Origin of the sequence: Paenibacillus sp., assembly GCF_035645195.1 — a bacterium.
GTDB lineage: Bacteria > Bacillota > Bacilli > Paenibacillales > YIM-B00363 > Paenibacillus_AE.
This window is the reverse complement of the sequence record NZ_DASQNA010000022.1, coordinates 165,275-180,579: the sequence shown is the minus strand read 5'-3', so window position 1 is coordinate 180,579 and position 15,305 is coordinate 165,275. Positions and strand designations below refer to the sequence as shown.

At 62.9% G+C, this 15,305-nt stretch carries 10 protein-coding genes and 1 pseudogene; 4 read left to right on the top strand and 7 right to left on the bottom strand.

Annotation, left to right across the window (positions count from 1 at the left end):
• Positions 1-47 precede the first annotated feature (47 nt).
• The 5 genes from VE009_RS12285 to VE009_RS12265 form a co-directional block, all read right to left on the bottom strand.
• Complete coding sequence (locus tag VE009_RS12285; protein ID WP_325007943.1) at positions 48-1,154, bottom strand: sn-glycerol-3-phosphate ABC transporter ATP-binding protein UgpC; 1,107 nt, start codon at positions 1,152-1,154, stop codon at positions 48-50.
• A 12-nt stretch (positions 1,155-1,166) separates the two neighbouring features.
• Complete coding sequence (locus tag VE009_RS12280; protein ID WP_325007941.1) at positions 1,167-2,006, bottom strand: carbohydrate ABC transporter permease; 840 nt, start codon at positions 2,004-2,006, stop codon at positions 1,167-1,169.
• Positions 2,007-2,018: 12 nt separating this feature from the next.
• Positions 2,019-2,909 (bottom strand): sugar ABC transporter permease, encoded by an 891-nt coding sequence (locus tag VE009_RS12275; protein ID WP_325007940.1) that lies wholly within the window; start codon positions 2,907-2,909, stop codon positions 2,019-2,021.
• Positions 2,910-3,013: 104 nt separating this feature from the next.
• Positions 3,014-4,429, bottom strand: coding sequence for a sugar ABC transporter substrate-binding protein (locus tag VE009_RS12270; RefSeq protein ID WP_325007939.1), 1,416 nt, complete (start codon positions 4,427-4,429; stop codon positions 3,014-3,016).
• Positions 4,430-4,494: 65 nt separating this feature from the next.
• Positions 4,495-5,343, bottom strand: coding sequence for a MurR/RpiR family transcriptional regulator (locus tag VE009_RS12265; protein ID WP_325007938.1), 849 nt, complete (start codon positions 5,341-5,343; stop codon positions 4,495-4,497).
• A 210-nt stretch (positions 5,344-5,553) separates the two neighbouring features.
• On the opposite strand from VE009_RS12265, the pseudogene VE009_RS12260 reads away from it, so the two are divergent.
• Together VE009_RS12260 and murQ are read left to right on the top strand one after the other, a co-directional pair.
• Positions 5,554-6,462 (top strand): annotated as a pseudogene (locus VE009_RS12260) (N-acetylglucosamine kinase); the annotation flags it as partial.
• A 63-nt stretch (positions 6,463-6,525) separates the two neighbouring features.
• Positions 6,526-7,458 (top strand): N-acetylmuramic acid 6-phosphate etherase, encoded by a 933-nt coding sequence (gene murQ, locus VE009_RS12255; RefSeq protein ID WP_325008034.1) that lies wholly within the window; start codon positions 6,526-6,528, stop codon positions 7,456-7,458.
• Positions 7,459-7,511: 53 nt separating this feature from the next.
• Here murQ and VE009_RS12250 read toward each other — a convergent pair whose 3' ends face one another.
• Positions 7,512-8,051, bottom strand: coding sequence for a pentapeptide repeat-containing protein (locus VE009_RS12250; protein WP_325007937.1), 540 nt, complete (start codon positions 8,049-8,051; stop codon positions 7,512-7,514).
• A gap of 159 nt (positions 8,052-8,210) precedes the next feature.
• A complete protein-coding gene (locus tag VE009_RS12245) occupies positions 8,211-8,435 on the bottom strand; it encodes a hypothetical protein (protein ID WP_325007936.1) in 225 nt (74 codons plus the stop codon).
• Between the two features lie 677 nt (positions 8,436-9,112).
• Here VE009_RS12245 and gltB point away from each other — a divergent pair.
• Both gltB and VE009_RS12235 read left to right on the top strand, forming a co-directional pair.
• Positions 9,113-13,753, top strand: coding sequence for a glutamate synthase large subunit (gene gltB / locus VE009_RS12240; RefSeq protein WP_325007935.1), 4,641 nt, complete (start codon positions 9,113-9,115; stop codon positions 13,751-13,753).
• A 27-nt stretch (positions 13,754-13,780) separates the two neighbouring features.
• Positions 13,781-15,265 (top strand): glutamate synthase subunit beta, encoded by a 1,485-nt coding sequence (locus VE009_RS12235; protein WP_325007934.1) that lies wholly within the window; start codon positions 13,781-13,783, stop codon positions 15,263-15,265.
• Positions 15,266-15,305 lie beyond the last annotated feature (40 nt).

The window sequence follows — 15,305 nt, the reverse complement described above, 5'->3', positions numbered from 1 at the left end:
ATTTGGCCCTTCCGGCCGCGAATCGCGGCAAGCCGCGCGCCCGGCGGTTACGCCTCGATGCGCGCCTCCGTCTCCGGATCGAAATAATGCGCTTTGCTCATGTCGATGACGAACGTTTTCGTCTGGCCTTGGAAAATATGCGTCTCCGGATGCAGCTTCGCCGTCACCGTGCGCGCGCCAATCTTGAAGTACGCCAAGTTTTCGGAGCCGAGATGCTCGACGAGCGACACCTGCCGCGTCAGCGTATAATCCTTCGGCACGTGCAGCGTAAAGTCGTCCCCGTAAATATGCTCCGGGCGAATGCCGAGAACGATCCGCTTGCCGCGATACTTCGAGAGCGCTTCGGCGGCCCGATTCGGCAAGTCGAATGCCGCGCCTTCGATGACGATCCGGCCGTTCTCCACCTGCGCGTCGACGAAATTCATCGCCGGCGACCCGATGAATCCGGCCACGAACAAGTTCGCCGGCTTCGCGTACAGCTCCGTCGGCGACGCGATCTGCTGGATGACGCCTTGGTTCATGACGACGATCCGCTCGCCGAGCGTCATCGCCTCCACTTGGTCGTGCGTGACGTACACGATCGTCGCGCCGAGCCGCTTGTGCAGCTCGGACAGCTCGACGCGCATCTGCACGCGCAGCTTCGCGTCTAAGTTCGACAGCGGCTCGTCGAACAGGAACACCTGCGGGTCGCGCACGATGGCGCGGCCGACGGCGACGCGCTGCCGCTGCCCGCCGGACAGCTCGCGCGGTTTGCGCTCGAGCAGCGGTTCGAGCCCGAGGATCGACGCGGCATTGTTCACCTTCGCCTCGATCTCCGCCTTCGGCCGCTTCAAATTGCGCAGCCCGAACGACAAGTTTTCGCGAATCGTCATATGCGGGTACAGCGCGTAATCCTGGAACACCATCGCGATGTCGCGATCCTTCGGGTGCAGATCGTTCACGACGCGGTCCCCGATCAGAATGTCTCCGCTCGTTTGGCGCTCGAGGCCCGCGATCATGCGCAGCGACGTCGTTTTGCCGCAGCCCGACGGGCCGACGAATACGACGAACTCTTTATCTTGAATGACGAAGTCGGAACCGGCGACCGCCGTGAACGTCCCTTTCTTCTCGTCCGTATACTCTTTGCGTACGTTTCTGAATTCTACGCGTGCCATTTCCCCGTCCCCCTATCCTTTCACCGCACCGATCGTAATGCCTTGCAGGAAGTACTTTTGCAGCGAGAAAAACAAAATGATCATCGGCAGCGCGCCGATCGTCGCCCCCGCCATGATGGCGCCGAAGTCGGTCGATTCCGAGAATACGAACGACGCGAGGCCGATCTGGATCGTGCGCATGCTGTCCGAGTTCGTCACGAGCAGCGGCCAGAAGAAATCGTTCCACGACGCGACGAACGTGAAGATGGCGAGCACCGCGAGCCCCGGCTTCGCCATCGGCAGGATGACGCGCCAGAAGATGCCGAATTCGCTGCAGGCGTCGATGCGCGCCGCGGCGATAAGCGACGAAGGCAGGGTGGACATGTATTGCTTCATCAAGAAGATGTTCCCGACGCTGACGAGCGTCGGCAGCACGATCGCCAGATACGTGTTGCCGAGGTCGAACACGTTGATGACGAGAATGTACAGCGGAATGAGCGTCACCTGCGCCGGAATCATCATCGTCATGAGCAGCATCCAGAAGATGCCGTTCCGTCCGGGAAACTTCAGCTTCGCGAACGCGTAGCCGGCCAGCGAAGCGAGCAGCACGTTCGACACGGTCAAGATGCTGGAGACGAGGAACGAGTTGAACAGCCAGCGCCACGCCTGCGTTTTATCGAAAAAGCGTTCGTACGGAGCGACGGACCATTGGGCCGGCCACATTTGCGGCCTGAACGTCGCGGACATAGAGCTGTCCTGGAACGAACCGATCAACATCCAATACAGCGGAACGACCGTAATGACCACCCAGAAGCCGAGGGTCACGACAGCCAAGGCAAGCAACAACATCTTCGATCGCGAATACGATTGCATCGTGTCCCCTCCTTAATACTCGATATCGCTCGAGAACGCTTTGAACTGGATGACCGATACGATAATGATCAGCCCGGCGAGCACGAACGACTGCGCGGAAGCGAGACCGAAATCATAAAACTTGAACGCGGTATCGTAGATCAAGTACGCGATCGTCGACGTAGCGAAGTTCGGGCCGCCCTGCGTCATCAAATAGACAGCGATAAACACCTGGAACGACGTGATGACGCCCGTAACGAGCAAATATAAGGTGGTCGGCTTCAGCAGCGGCCACGTAATTTTCGTAAACTGGGTCCACCCGCTCGCGTGGTCGATGTCGGCCGCTTCGTACAGCGACTTCGGAATGCCGCCCATCGCGGCCAGGTACAGGATGATGCCCGCTCCGTGGGAGCCGAGCCAGTTCATGAGAATGAGCGAGAACAGCGCGGTCTTCGATTTCCCGAGCCAGATGACCGGGTCGAAGCCGAACCAAGCCAGCAGCTGGTTGAGCAGCCCGCCCTGCGTCGGGTCGAAAATCGCGAGCCAGACGATCGAAATCGTCACGCCCGAGGCGACCGTAGGCAAGTACAGCACCGCTTTGAAGAACGTTTGGGCCGATTGCCGCATGCGATAGATGAAGTAAGCGAGCACGAACGTAATGACGATGTTGACGGGCACCGTGGCGACCGTGAAAATGACCGTGTTGCGCATCGATTTCCAGAAGATCGAATCGGAAATCATGCGCTCGTAATTGTCGAGACCGATCCACGTCGAATTCATAATGTTGTACTGCTGAAAGCTCATAAGAAACGCGGATAACACCGGGTACAGCGTAAACGTCACGAACAGCAGCACCGGCGCCAAAATAAACAAATACGCCCAACCGTAGTCCCGGATGAACCGGGTCCATTTCGCTTGTTGCATGATGAACTCCCCCTCGGCTTGCTGCTTGCCGGCACGCTAAGGCCAGACAAGAAAGGGAAGCGCGGACCCGTGTCAGGATCGCACACGCTTCCCGTCGGAAACGATTACTGCCCGAAGAGGCTCTGCCCTCTCGATTTGAACTCCTCCGCGATATCCTCCGGAGACTTCTCGCTGGCGTACAGCGCCTGCATATTCGGTTTCAGCACTTGTTCCTTGAACTGCTTCATCTTCGCCGCCGTCGCATCGTCCAGGCTCAGCACCACGACTTCGGCGCGGTTCGCCGCCATCGCGTCGGCCGCGGCGAGGTTATCCGGGTTCGCTTTGCCTTTGCCCGCGAACAGCTCGGCTTGCGACTGGCGGACGAACGGCAGGCACAGCTCGTTCGCGGAGTTGCCCGCTTTCGCGCCGCTGAGCGCCTCCATGACGAGGAACGTGTTCTTCGCGTGCTCGGCGCCTTTGTCGTTCTTCTGACGGAACGCCACGTAGCCTTCGCCGCCCATGACCGTCTGCGGCTGGGCGTCGTCGTTGTGCGGCACCGGCAGCAGCACGAAGTCGATTTTCTCGCCTTGAATTTTGCCGGCGTCGATGTCGTTGTTGCGGTTTTGAATAATTACGTCGTAATAAGGAATCGCCTTAGAAATGATAGCCGCTTGACCCGCATAGAACATCTCCGTCCGCGTCTTCGCGTCGAGCGCCGCCGTTTCCGGAGGCATGATGCCTTCGTTCAGCATCGTTTGGATGAATTGGAGCGTTTCTACGATTCTTTCGTCGTTAAATTGGAAGTTGCCGTCTTTGTCGAGCACGTCCGGGATGCCGTTGTTGCGCGACAAGAGCTCGATGAAATCGTTGTTCGCGCCGTTGCCGTCCGTGACGAGCGCGTACTGCTTCCCGCCGTCCGGGAGATCCTTGCCGAGCTTCTTCGCCGCTTCGAGGAACTCGGACCACGTCCAGCCTTCCTGCTGAATCTTTTTCCAGTCGATGCCTGCTTCTTCCAGGATGCGCTTGTTGCCGCCCCACGCCCACTGGTATTGGTAAATCGGGAGACCGTATTGCTTGCCTTGGATTTGGCCGAGCTCCAGCGTCCCCGGGAGGTAGTCGTTCTTAATTTCGTCCGTCAGATATTCGTCGAGCTGCAGCGCGAGACCGGAAGCGACGTACTGGCCGTCGACGCTGTGGAAGTACAGATCCGGCGGGTTGCCCGAGTTGAGCGCCACGTCGAATTTTTTCGGTCCTTCCGCCCAAGAGAGCATTTCGTACTCGACCTTAATGTGCGGGTTCGCCGCCGTGAAGTCCGCGATGAGCTCCTTCAGATCGTCCTCGTACGTCGCGTGCACCGGATACGTCCAAACCGTGATCGTATCTTCCTTCGGCGCGGCCGTTTCCGCCGGAGCGGCGCCTTCCGACGGCGCGTCTCCGCCCGTGCCGGCGTTGCCGGTGTTGCCGGCGTTGCCGCCGCCGCTGCTGCAGGCCGTCGTGACGACCGTCATGAGCGCGATGAGCATGAACATCATTTTCTTCATCGTTTCATTCCTCCCAAGTGTAGTCGCATCCGGCTCTCCGAATGCTCGTTCTCTCCCCTGCTTGCCTACCCTTGCCGAATCGCCCGGCGGCTTTCTTCGAGGTACTGCACCGACTTCTCGTAATTCCGACTGGCCACGCCGATGTACAAAATATCGATGACGTTGAGCTGCGAAATCCGGGACGCCATGGCGCCGCTGCGAATTTCCGTCTCGGACGAAGAGGTGAACAGCGGGATGTCCGCCGTCCGGCTGACGGCGTTGTCGCCGTACTTCGTAATGCTGATCGTCCGGCTGCCGTGCTCCTTCGCGATCGAAAGCGCGCGCACGATTTCCCTCGTTTCGCCCGAATACGAAATGCCGACCGCCGCGTCCTCCGGCGTCATCGTCACCGCCGACGTCAGCTGCACGTGCGGATCCGGGAACGACAGACTCGTCTTGTTGATGCGCAGAAACTTCTGCTGCGCGTCCATCGCGATCAAATTCGACGCGCCGACGCCGAAGAAGAAGATGCGCTTCGCTCCGTCTAGAGCGGCCACCGCCCGCTCCAACGCTGCGGCGTCGAGAATTTTGACGGTGTCGCGAATCGATTGGATGTTGTTGTCCGATACGTTCCTAATGATCGCTTCGATCGAGTCGTTCGGCCGGATGTCCCGGTAGCCCGTGTCCGCCTCGCTCTGCCGCTGCTCCTGCAGGTCGCCGGCCACCTTCAGCTTCAGTTCCTGGTAGCTCTTCACGCCGAGCGATTTGCACAGCCTGACGATCGCCGCTTGGCTGGCGCCGCTGTTCGCCGCGAGCTGAGCGACGGACTGCTCGATCATCTCGTGTGGGTGTTCCAAAATGTACGCCGCCACTTTCCGCTCGGATGGATTCACTTGATCTATGAGTTCTCTTAACCGGACCAACCCGCCGTTCAAACTCTTCACCCCCCTCAATATTTTCATCCTTTCGAAAGTCAATGCTGACATATCCCGTCAGTGTTGATACCGCTTCCGAAAGATTCGGTTGACCCCATTATAGGAGTCGTGAAACATTATTTCAACATAAATTTTTAATCATGAAATTTTATTTTACAAACCTGACACGATCCCTTATACTCAAGTCAAACGTTGGCAGGGGGAAGTCGCATGGCGTATTACATCGGCGTCGACGGCGGCGGCACGAAAACCGAACTGGCGGCGGTCGGCGAAGACGGGCGGACGCTCTGCCGAGCGGCCGGCGCTTCGACGAATCCGCACGCGGTCGGCGAAGGCGCCGCCGTGCGCGAGCTTGTCTCCTTAATGGAAACGATCGCCGGCGCCGATGGCGTACGGGGGTTGAGGGTGGGAGGCATCTGCCTCGGTCTCTCCGGCGTCGCCTCCGACGCCGAGGAGGCGCCGTTCCGCGGGGCGGTTGCCGGCTTCCTGCAGCGCATCGGCGCTTCTCATGCGCCCGTATCGTTCTTATCCGAAGCGGAAATTTCGCTGATGGCGGCGCTCGGGCGAGCGCACGGGCTGCTCGCCGTCTCCGGCACCGGCTCGATCGTGTACGGCGTCGAGCCGGACGGCACGCGCCGCCGCGCCGGCGGCTGGGGCCATCTGCTCGGCGACGAAGGCAGCGGCTACGCCATCGGCGTCCGGACGCTGAAGGCGGCGATGGCCGCCTACGACGGCGCCGTCGGTTCGACGGACATCGTGCCGTCGATTTTGCGCTCGTACGCGTTCAAGGACATTACCGAGCTTAAAGCCTATATTTACGGCCCTTCCATCGCGAAGGCCGATATCGCCGCGTTCGCCCGGATCGCGATCGACGCGTGCGAGCGGGGCGACGCCGTCGCGGCCGAGATCGTGCGCGGCGAAGCTTCGGCGCTCGCCGCCACCGCCGCCGCGCTGCTCGACCGCCATCCGCGCTTCGCCGCGGAGGAGATGGCGTTCGCCGGCTCCGTTTTCCGGTCGTCGAAGACGTTCCGCGATGCGTTCCGGCGCTCGCTCGCCGCCCGTTATCCGGAGCTTCGCTTCGCGGCGGAGCCGTCCGGCCGGACGCCCGCCGAAGGCGCGGCGCTGCTCGCGCGGACGCTGCATTCATCAAGCCATGTGAGGGGTAACGCAATTATGAATACAATGTCTTCTTCGTCTTCTTCGTCCCATGAATTGTTAAACCGGTTGATTACCGAACAGGTGAACGAACGCACGACGCGCATCGACGAGCTCGATTCGGAAAGCATCATGCTGCTCATCAACGACGAGGATCGCAAAGTCGCCGACAGCGTCCGCGCGATCATCCCGAGCGTCGCCCTCGCGGCCGATTGGATCGTCGACGCGTTCCGCGCCGGCGGGCGGCTGTTCTACGTCGGCGCCGGCACGAGCGGCCGCATCGGCATTCTGGACGCGTCCGAATGCCCGCCGACGTACGGCACCGACCCTTCGCTCGTGCAGGGCATCATCGCCGGCGGCTTCCAGGCGGTGCGCGACCCGATCGAAGGCGCGGAGGACAGCGCCGAGACCGGCGCCGCCGACATCGACGCGCACGGCGTGCGCGCCGGCGACGTCGTCGTCGGCATCGCCGCCAGCGGCCGGACGCCGTACGTGCTCGGCGCGATGCGCCGCGCCCGGGACATCGGCGCCCGCGTCGTCGGGCTGAGCAACAACCCGGGCACGCCGATGGCCGATTGCGCCGATCTGATGCTCGAGGCGGTCGTCGGTCCCGAGGCGATCCAAGGCTCGACGCGCATGAAGGCGGGCACCGCGCAGAAAATGATTTTGAATCTGCTCACGACGACCGCCTTCGTCCGCTCGGGCAAGGTATACGGCAATCTGATGGTCGACCTCAACCCGTCCAACGAGAAGCTCGTCCACCGGGCGAAGCGCATCATCGCGCAGGCGACCGGCGCGGACGACGAGCGGGTCGCGAAGGCGTTCGAAGCGGCGGGCCGCCACGTGAAGACGGCCATCGTCATGCTGCTCGCCGACGTCGAAGCGCCCCGGGCGCAAGCGTTGCTGCTCGAAGCCGACGGCTTCGTTCGGCGGGCGCTCGAGCTCTCTCGGAACGCTTAACAACGAACAACGGACCTCCCCGCGCCGCGAGCGCGAGGAGGTCCGTTGTTTCGTTACGGCGCGTCGTCCCGGAGCGCGCCGGCCAGCTTGGCGCCGCCGAAGTGGACGCCCGTCGGGTCGATGCCCCGAAGGTCCGCATCCCGGAAATCGGCGTTGTACAGCACCGCGCCCGCGAGCTTCGCGCCCCTCAGGTTGGCGCCGCGGAAGTCGACGCCCTGCAGGTCGGCTTTCGTGAAGTCGGCGCCTTCGGCGTCGACGCCGCGGAACGACGATTTCACGAGGTACGCCCGCGAAAAATTGCCGCCTCTCAGGTAGGACCCGTCGAAGCTGCCCGACGTGATCGTCGCGTCCGCGAACGATACCCCCGGCAAGCGGCAGTCGTGGAACGCGACCTCGAGCATGACCGACTTCGCGAAAACGGGATTCGCCAACTCGAGACCGGAGAACGTCATCTTGGATATGTTGAGCCGGACACCGCCCGGCTCGCTGAACAGCCAGCTCAGATGGCGATTGAGCGCCGCGGTCAGCCGGAAGCTATCCGCCGATCGGGCTGTTTGCATTTTCGATTCTTGCGGATCCGAATGATTCGCCATGGAAGCTCACACCTTGCTGTTGTAGAATTCGTTAGTCATCCTGTTGATTGCTCCAATTATATCACGGGAACGGCTGGAACACTTGTTAAAGAGCGCGCGAAAAGAAAAACGAACATCGCCGCCCGCCGAAATTCGCGTTCGCGCTGTTCGTTTTCCGCCTTACCGATATTGGACGCGCTGATCTTTGATGAAATCTTGGATCGCCTTGAGCGATACGCCCGTGTCCCGGTGAATGTCGAGAATCGTCGCCAAAGGATGCCGCAGGATATAATCTTTGATTTTCCACAGGCTTTCCGACTGCGCCGCCATGCATGACGGACAAAATAAGTGTCCCGGCTTTTTCAGCACCAATTTTCCGCACCCGCTGCAGTTGTCCAAGCTCATCGAGAACGCCCCGCTTCCTTGTCCGAATCGTAAAATTACGACAGCATTCGTAAGGCTCGTCCGATTTGAGGGGGTCGCTGGAAAAATTTTTTGGGGTCTCGTCCCAACGGAACGGCGCCGCTGCCGAAAAATTCCGCCATCCGCCACTCACCCTCCTTAACATGCTGCCCGACCGCCTCCAGTCCCCTCCGCAAATAGCACAATTCCTGCACTCCCCCGCTGCCGCATCATCTCCTCCCGCGAATAGCGAGGAAATCGCACTAATAGCGAGGCTAAACTCGCTATTAGTGCAAAAAGCTCGCGATCCGCCGCCCCGACCGCCTCCCTGCACCCGCGAACAATGCCCCCGCCGCCTGCCGAATCGGCGCCCGCCGCCGCGCTCCCCCTCGCCTGCGCAATTCAATTCCGTTTATATCTAAACCGTCTAACTTTTCACAATATTCAATATTGCGCGAACAAAATTCGAATGATAGAATCGTGACTATATTTTACAGATCTCGTAGCGCGTTCCCGCATCCGCACACTGTAAGCGCTTCACCGGCAAAAGGGGCTATCGGTGGGCTCCCTTTTCCGCCGGTGTGCCATATTTTCTCTCTCCTATCGATATACATCTACATAGACAACATGCCGCGACCCGCATCCATCCACCGAAAATCCGGATAGAAAGGTTGGCATCGATGAAGGATCCAGGCTTCCCTCCCAAGCAAGGTCTCTACGACCCCCGCTACGAGCATGACGCGTGCGGCATCGGCTTCGTCGCGAACATCAAAGGCGCCCCCTCTCACGACATCGTGCGGCAAGCGCTCGAAGTGCTCGTCAATCTCGATCACCGCGGCGGCCAAGGCAGCGAGACGAACACGGGCGACGGCGCGGGCATTTTGCTGCAGCTCCCCCATGGCTTCTTCCGAAAAGCGTGCGCCGGCCTCGGCATCGATCTGCCGGAGCCCGGGCGCTACGGCGTCGGCATGGCGTTCCTGCCCAAGGATCAGCAGCTCCGCGAGCGGTGCGAGCGCATCGTGGAATCGATCGTGCGCGAAGAAGGCCAGACGTTCCTCGGATGGCGGACGGTGCCGGTCGACAACGGCTCGCTGGGCGACATGGCGCTCGCCGCGGAGCCGTTCGTCCGGCAGCTGTTCGTCGGCAGCGAGCTGACCGGCGGCGACGAGCTTGCGTTCGAACGGAAGCTGTTCGTCATCCGCAAGCGCGCCGAACGGGCGCTCCGGGATGCCGCGGGCGATCAGCCGGCTTACTTCCCGAGTCTGTCCAGCCGGACGATCGTGTACAAAGGCATGCTGACGCCGGAGCAGGTGGACGAATATTACATGGAGCTGCGGGACCCTTCGCTCGAAAGCGCTTTGGCGCTCGTCCACTCGCGCTTCAGCACGAACACGTTCCCGAGCTGGGAGCGCGCGCACCCGTACCGGTACCTCATCCACAACGGCGAGATCAACACGCTCCGCGGCAACATCAACTGGATGCGCGCCCGCGAGGCGCTGCTCGCCTCCGAGCTGTTCGGCGACGACATCCGCAAGATTCTTCCGATCGTCGATACGGACGGGTCTGACTCGCAAATTTTCGACAACGTGCTGGAGTTCCTCATGCTTTCCGGACGTTCGCTGCCGCATGCGGCCATGATGATGATTCCGGAGCCGTGGTCGAAGCACGAGTCGATGAGCCCGGAGAAGCGCGCGTTCTACGAATACCACAGCTGCTTGATGGAGCCCTGGGACGGACCGGCGGCGATCGCGTTCACGGACGGCTCGCTGATCGGCGCCGTGCTCGACCGGAACGGACTGCGCCCCTCACGCTATTACGTGACGTCCGACGATCTGATCGTGCTCGCCTCCGAAGTCGGCGTGCTGCCGCTGCCGCCGGAGCGCATCGTGCGCAAGGCGCGTCTCCAGCCGGGCCGGATGCTGCTCGTCGATACGAAGCTCGGGCGCATCGTCGCGGACGAAGAAATCAAGGATCGGATCGTGCGGGAAAAGCCGTACCGCGAATGGCTGGACGCGCATCTGACCCGGCTCGAGGAGCTGCCGGAGACGCCGGCGGCGGAGGCGGCGCGCGAATCGGCCGCCGCGGTGGCGGAAGCCGACGCGACGGAGGCGGCGGCCGCGGACGAACTGCTGCAGCGGCAGCAGGCGTTCGGCTACACGTTCGAGACGCTGCGCAGGTTTCTCGAGCCGATGGCGAAGCACGGCATCGACCCGGTCGGCTCGATGGGCTACGACGCGCCGCTCGCGGTGCTCTCCGATCGGCCGCAGCTGCTCTATAACTATTTCAAGCAGCTGTTCGCGCAGGTGACGAATCCGCCGATCGACGCGAATTTCGAGGAGATCGTCACCGCGCAGGAGACGACGATCGGGCCCGAGCGGAATCTCATCGCCCCCGAGCCGGAAAGCTGCCGCCGCATCCGCCTCGCGACGCCGTTCCTGACGAACGCGGAGCTCGCGAAGCTGCGGTACATCCGCCGCGAAGGATTCCTGTCCGCGACCGTGCCGACGCTGTTCCGCGCGGCGGACGGCGAGAGCGCGCTCGCCCCGGCGATGGAGAAGCTGTTCGCGGACGCGGACGGGGCGATCGCCTCGGGCGCGAACCTGATCATTTTGTCCGACCGCGGCGCGGACGCCGAATGGGCGCCGATCCCCGCCCTGCTCGCCGTCGCCGGGCTGCATCATCATTTGATCCGCCAAGGGACGCGCACCCGGGTCAGCCTGCTCGTCGAATCCGGCGAGCCGCGGGAGGTGCACCACTTCGCCGTGCTGCTCGGCTACGGCGCCGAAGCGATCAATCCGTACCTCGCGTTCGAGACGCTGGAGGCGATGATCCGAACCGGACAGCTGACCGGCGTCGACGCGAAGAAGGGAATCGCGAATTACGTGAAGGCCGCGACCAAAGGCGTCGTCAAGGTGCTCGCCAAAATGGGCATTTCCACGATCCAAAGCTACCGCGGCGCGCAAATTTTCGAGGCGATCGGCCTGAACTCGGCGGTCGTCGACCGGTATTTCACGTGGACGGCGTCCCGCATCGAAGGCATCGGCCTCGAGGAGATCGCCCGCGAGACGCTGGAGCGGCACGGACGCGCGTACGCGCCGCGACGGCGCGCGGGGACGCTCGACGCCGGCGGCGATTTGCAGTGGCGCAGGGACGGCGAGGAGCATCTGTACAGCCCGGAAACGATCCACGCGCTGCAAGCGGCCGTTCGCACCGGCAATTATAAGCTGTATAAACAATTCGCCTCGTTCATCTCTCGCGACGCGGAGAAGCAGTTCCATCTGCGCGGCCTGCTGTCGTTCAAGACCGAAGGCCGCCAGCCGATCCCGATCGAGGAGGTCGAGCCGGCGGAGTCGATCCTCCGCCGATTCAAGACTGGAGCGATGTCGTACGGCTCCATCAGTCAGGAAGCGCACGAAACGCTCGCGATCGCGATGAACCGCATCGGCGGCAAGAGCAATACCGGCGAAGGCGGCGAGCATCCGAGCCGATTCTCCCCGGATGCGAACGGCGACCTTCGCCGCAGCGCCATCAAGCAGGTCGCCTCCGGGCGATTCGGCGTGACGAGCCATTACCTCGTGAACGCCGACGAAATCCAAATCAAGATGGCGCAGGGCGCCAAGCCCGGCGAAGGCGGCCAGCTGCCGGGCGGCAAGGTGTACCCGTGGATCGCCGAGGTGCGCGGCGTGACGCCGGGCGTCGGCCTCATTTCGCCGCCGCCGCATCACGACATCTACTCCATCGAAGATTTGGCGGAGCTGATTCATGACCTGAAGAACGCGAACCCGCGGGCGCGCATCAGCGTGAAGCTCGTCTCCGAGATCGGCGTCGGCACGATCGCCGCCGGCGTCGCCAAAGGGAAAGCCGACGTCGTGCTCATCAGCGGCTACGAAGGCGGCACCGGCGCTTCGCCCCAAACGAGCATCCGCCACGCCGGCCTGCCGTGGGAGCTCGGTCTTGCGGAGACGCATCAGACGCTCCTGCTGAACAATCTGCGCAGCCGCATCACCGTCGAGACGGACGGCAAGCTGATGACCGGCCGCGACGTCGTCGTCGCCGCCCTGCTCGGCGCGGAGGAGTTCGGCTTCGCCACGACGCCGCTCATCGCGATCGGCTGCGTCATGATGCGCGTCTGCCATCTCGACACGTGTCCCGTCGGCGTCGCGACGCAAAATCCGGAGCTGCGGGCGAAGTTCGCGGGCGATCCGGAGCACGTCGTCAACTTGATGAAATTCATCGCGGAGGATGCGCGCGAATGGATGGCGCAGCTCGGCTTCCGCACGATCGAGGAAATGGTCGGCCGCACCGACGTGCTGGAGACGAACCGCGCGATCGCCCATTGGAAGGCGAAGGGCGTCGATTTGAGCCCCCTCCTCCACCGCCCGGACGTGCCGGACGATTACGGCCGGTTCTGCTCCATCGCGCAGGATCACGGCCTCGACCGCGCGCTCGACCGGACGCATCTGCTCAAGATGTGCGAGCCGGCGCTTACGCGGAAGGAGCATGTGCACGCGCTGCTGCCGATCCGCAACACGAACCGCGTCGTCGGCACGATGCTCGGCAGCGAGGTGACGCGCCGCTACGGCGCCGAAGGGCTGCCGCACGACACGATCCGGCTCCACTTCGACGGCTCCGCCGGCCAAAGCTTCGGCGCGTTCGTGCCGAGAGGAATGACGCTGTCGCTTGAGGGCGACGCGAACGATTACGTCGGCAAAGGGCTGTCCGGCGGCAAAATCATCGTCTTCCCGCCGGAGAAAGCCGCCTTCGTGCCGGAGGAGAACATCATCATCGGCAACGTGGCGTTCTACGGCGCGACGAGCGGCGAAGCGTACATCCGCGGCATGGCGGGAGAGCGATTCTGCGTGCGCAACAGCGGCGTGCACGCCGTCGTCGAGGGCGTCGGCGATCACGGCTGCGAATATATGACCGGCGGGCGCGTCGTCGTCCTCGGCGACATCGGCCGCAACTTCGCGGCGGGCATGTCCGGCGGCATCGCGTACGTGTACGACCCGCGCGGCGACCTCCGCGGCCGGGTGAACGCGGAGATGGTGCTGTTCGAGGACATTACGGAAGCGTTCGAGGCGAACGAGGTCAAAACGATGATCCGCAACCACGTCAAATTCACCGGCAGCGCCGTCGGCCACCGAATCCTCGATGCTTGGGAAGAAGCGGTGCTCGATTTCGTGAAAATCATTCCGAAAGACTACAAGCGGATGTTCGAAGCGATCGAGCGGGGCAAGAAAGCCGGACTGTCGAACGAGAAGGCGATTCTCGCCGCGTTCGAGGAAAATATGCGCGACGTCGCCCGCGTGAGCGGGAACTGAACTAGCCGGAGAGGAGGAGTCGAGCACATGGGCAAACCGACAGGATTTATGGAATACACCCGCGAGACCGCTTCGGAAGAGGCGCCGCTGCTCCGCATCGCCCATTTCCGCGAATTCGCGGAGCCGATGCCGGAAGCGAAGCTGCGCGAGCAGGGCGCCCGCTGCATGGATTGCGGGATTCCGTTCTGCCATACGGGCAAGCTGATCAGCGGCATGGCCGCCGGCTGCCCGGTCAACAACCTGATCCCGGAATGGAACGACCTCGTCTACCGGGGCCATTGGCGCGAGGCGCTGGACCGGCTGCACCTGACGAACAACTTCCCGGAGTTCACGGGGCGGGTCTGTCCCGCTCCGTGCGAGGGCTCCTGCACCGTCGGGCTGAACGGCTCGCCGGTCGCGATCAAATCGATCGAGAAGGCGATCGTCGAGCGCGGCTTCGCCGAGGGCTGGATTACGCCGAAGCCGCCGGCCGTCCGCACCGGCAAGAAGGTCGCCGTCGTCGGCTCCGGTCCGTCCGGCCTCGCCTGCGCGGCGCAGCTGAACCAAGCCGGCCATACGGTGACCGTCTACGAGCGGGCCGACCGCCCGGGCGGCCTGCTCATGTACGGCATCCCGAACATGAAGCTCGACAAACAATACATCGAGCGCCGCATCGACCTGATGAAAGCCGAGGGCATCACGTTCGTGACGAACTGCGAAATCGGCAAAGACGTGCCCGCGGACGAGCTGCGCCGCGAGTTCGACGCCGTCGTCCTGTGCGGCGGCGCGACGAAGGCGCGGGATCTTCGCATCGAAGGCCGCGAGTTGAAGGGCATCCATCTCGCGATGGAATTTCTCCACGCCAATACGAAAAGCTTGCTCGATTCCGAGCTCGAGGACGGCGCCTTCATTTCCGCCAGCGGCAAGCACGTCGTCGTCATCGGCGGCGGCGACACGGGCACGGACTGCGTCGGCACGTCGATGCGCCACGGCTGCCGCAGCGTGACGCAGTTCGAAATTATGCCGAAGCCGCCCGAGACGCGCGCCGCGAACAACCCGTGGCCGGAATGGCCGAAGGTATACAAGATGGATTACGGCCAGGAGGAAGCCGCAGCGAAATACGGCGGCGACCCGCGGCAATATTTGATCAATACGAAAAAGTTCGTCGGCGACGAGCACGGCAACGTGAAGGAGCTCCACACGGTGCTGATCGAGTGGCAAAAAGACGACGCCGGCCGCTTCGTCCCGGTCGAGGTGCCGGGCAGCGAGAAGGTGTACCCCGCCGACCTCGTCCTCCTCGCGATGGGCTTCCTCGGGCCGGAGTCGACCGTGCTCGACCAGCTCGGCGTCGAACGCGACGAGCGGTCCAACGCCAAGGCGGCGTACGGCAAGTATGCCACCAACGTCGAAGGCGTCTTCGCCGCGGGCGACATGCGCCGCGGGCAGAGCCTCGTCGTGTGGGCGATTCACGAAGGCCGCGAAGCGGCGCGCGAATGCGACCGCTGGCTGATGGGTTCGACGCAGCTGCCCTAACACAACGAAGGTCCGGCTCCGCAGCCGGCGCTCCCCGCGC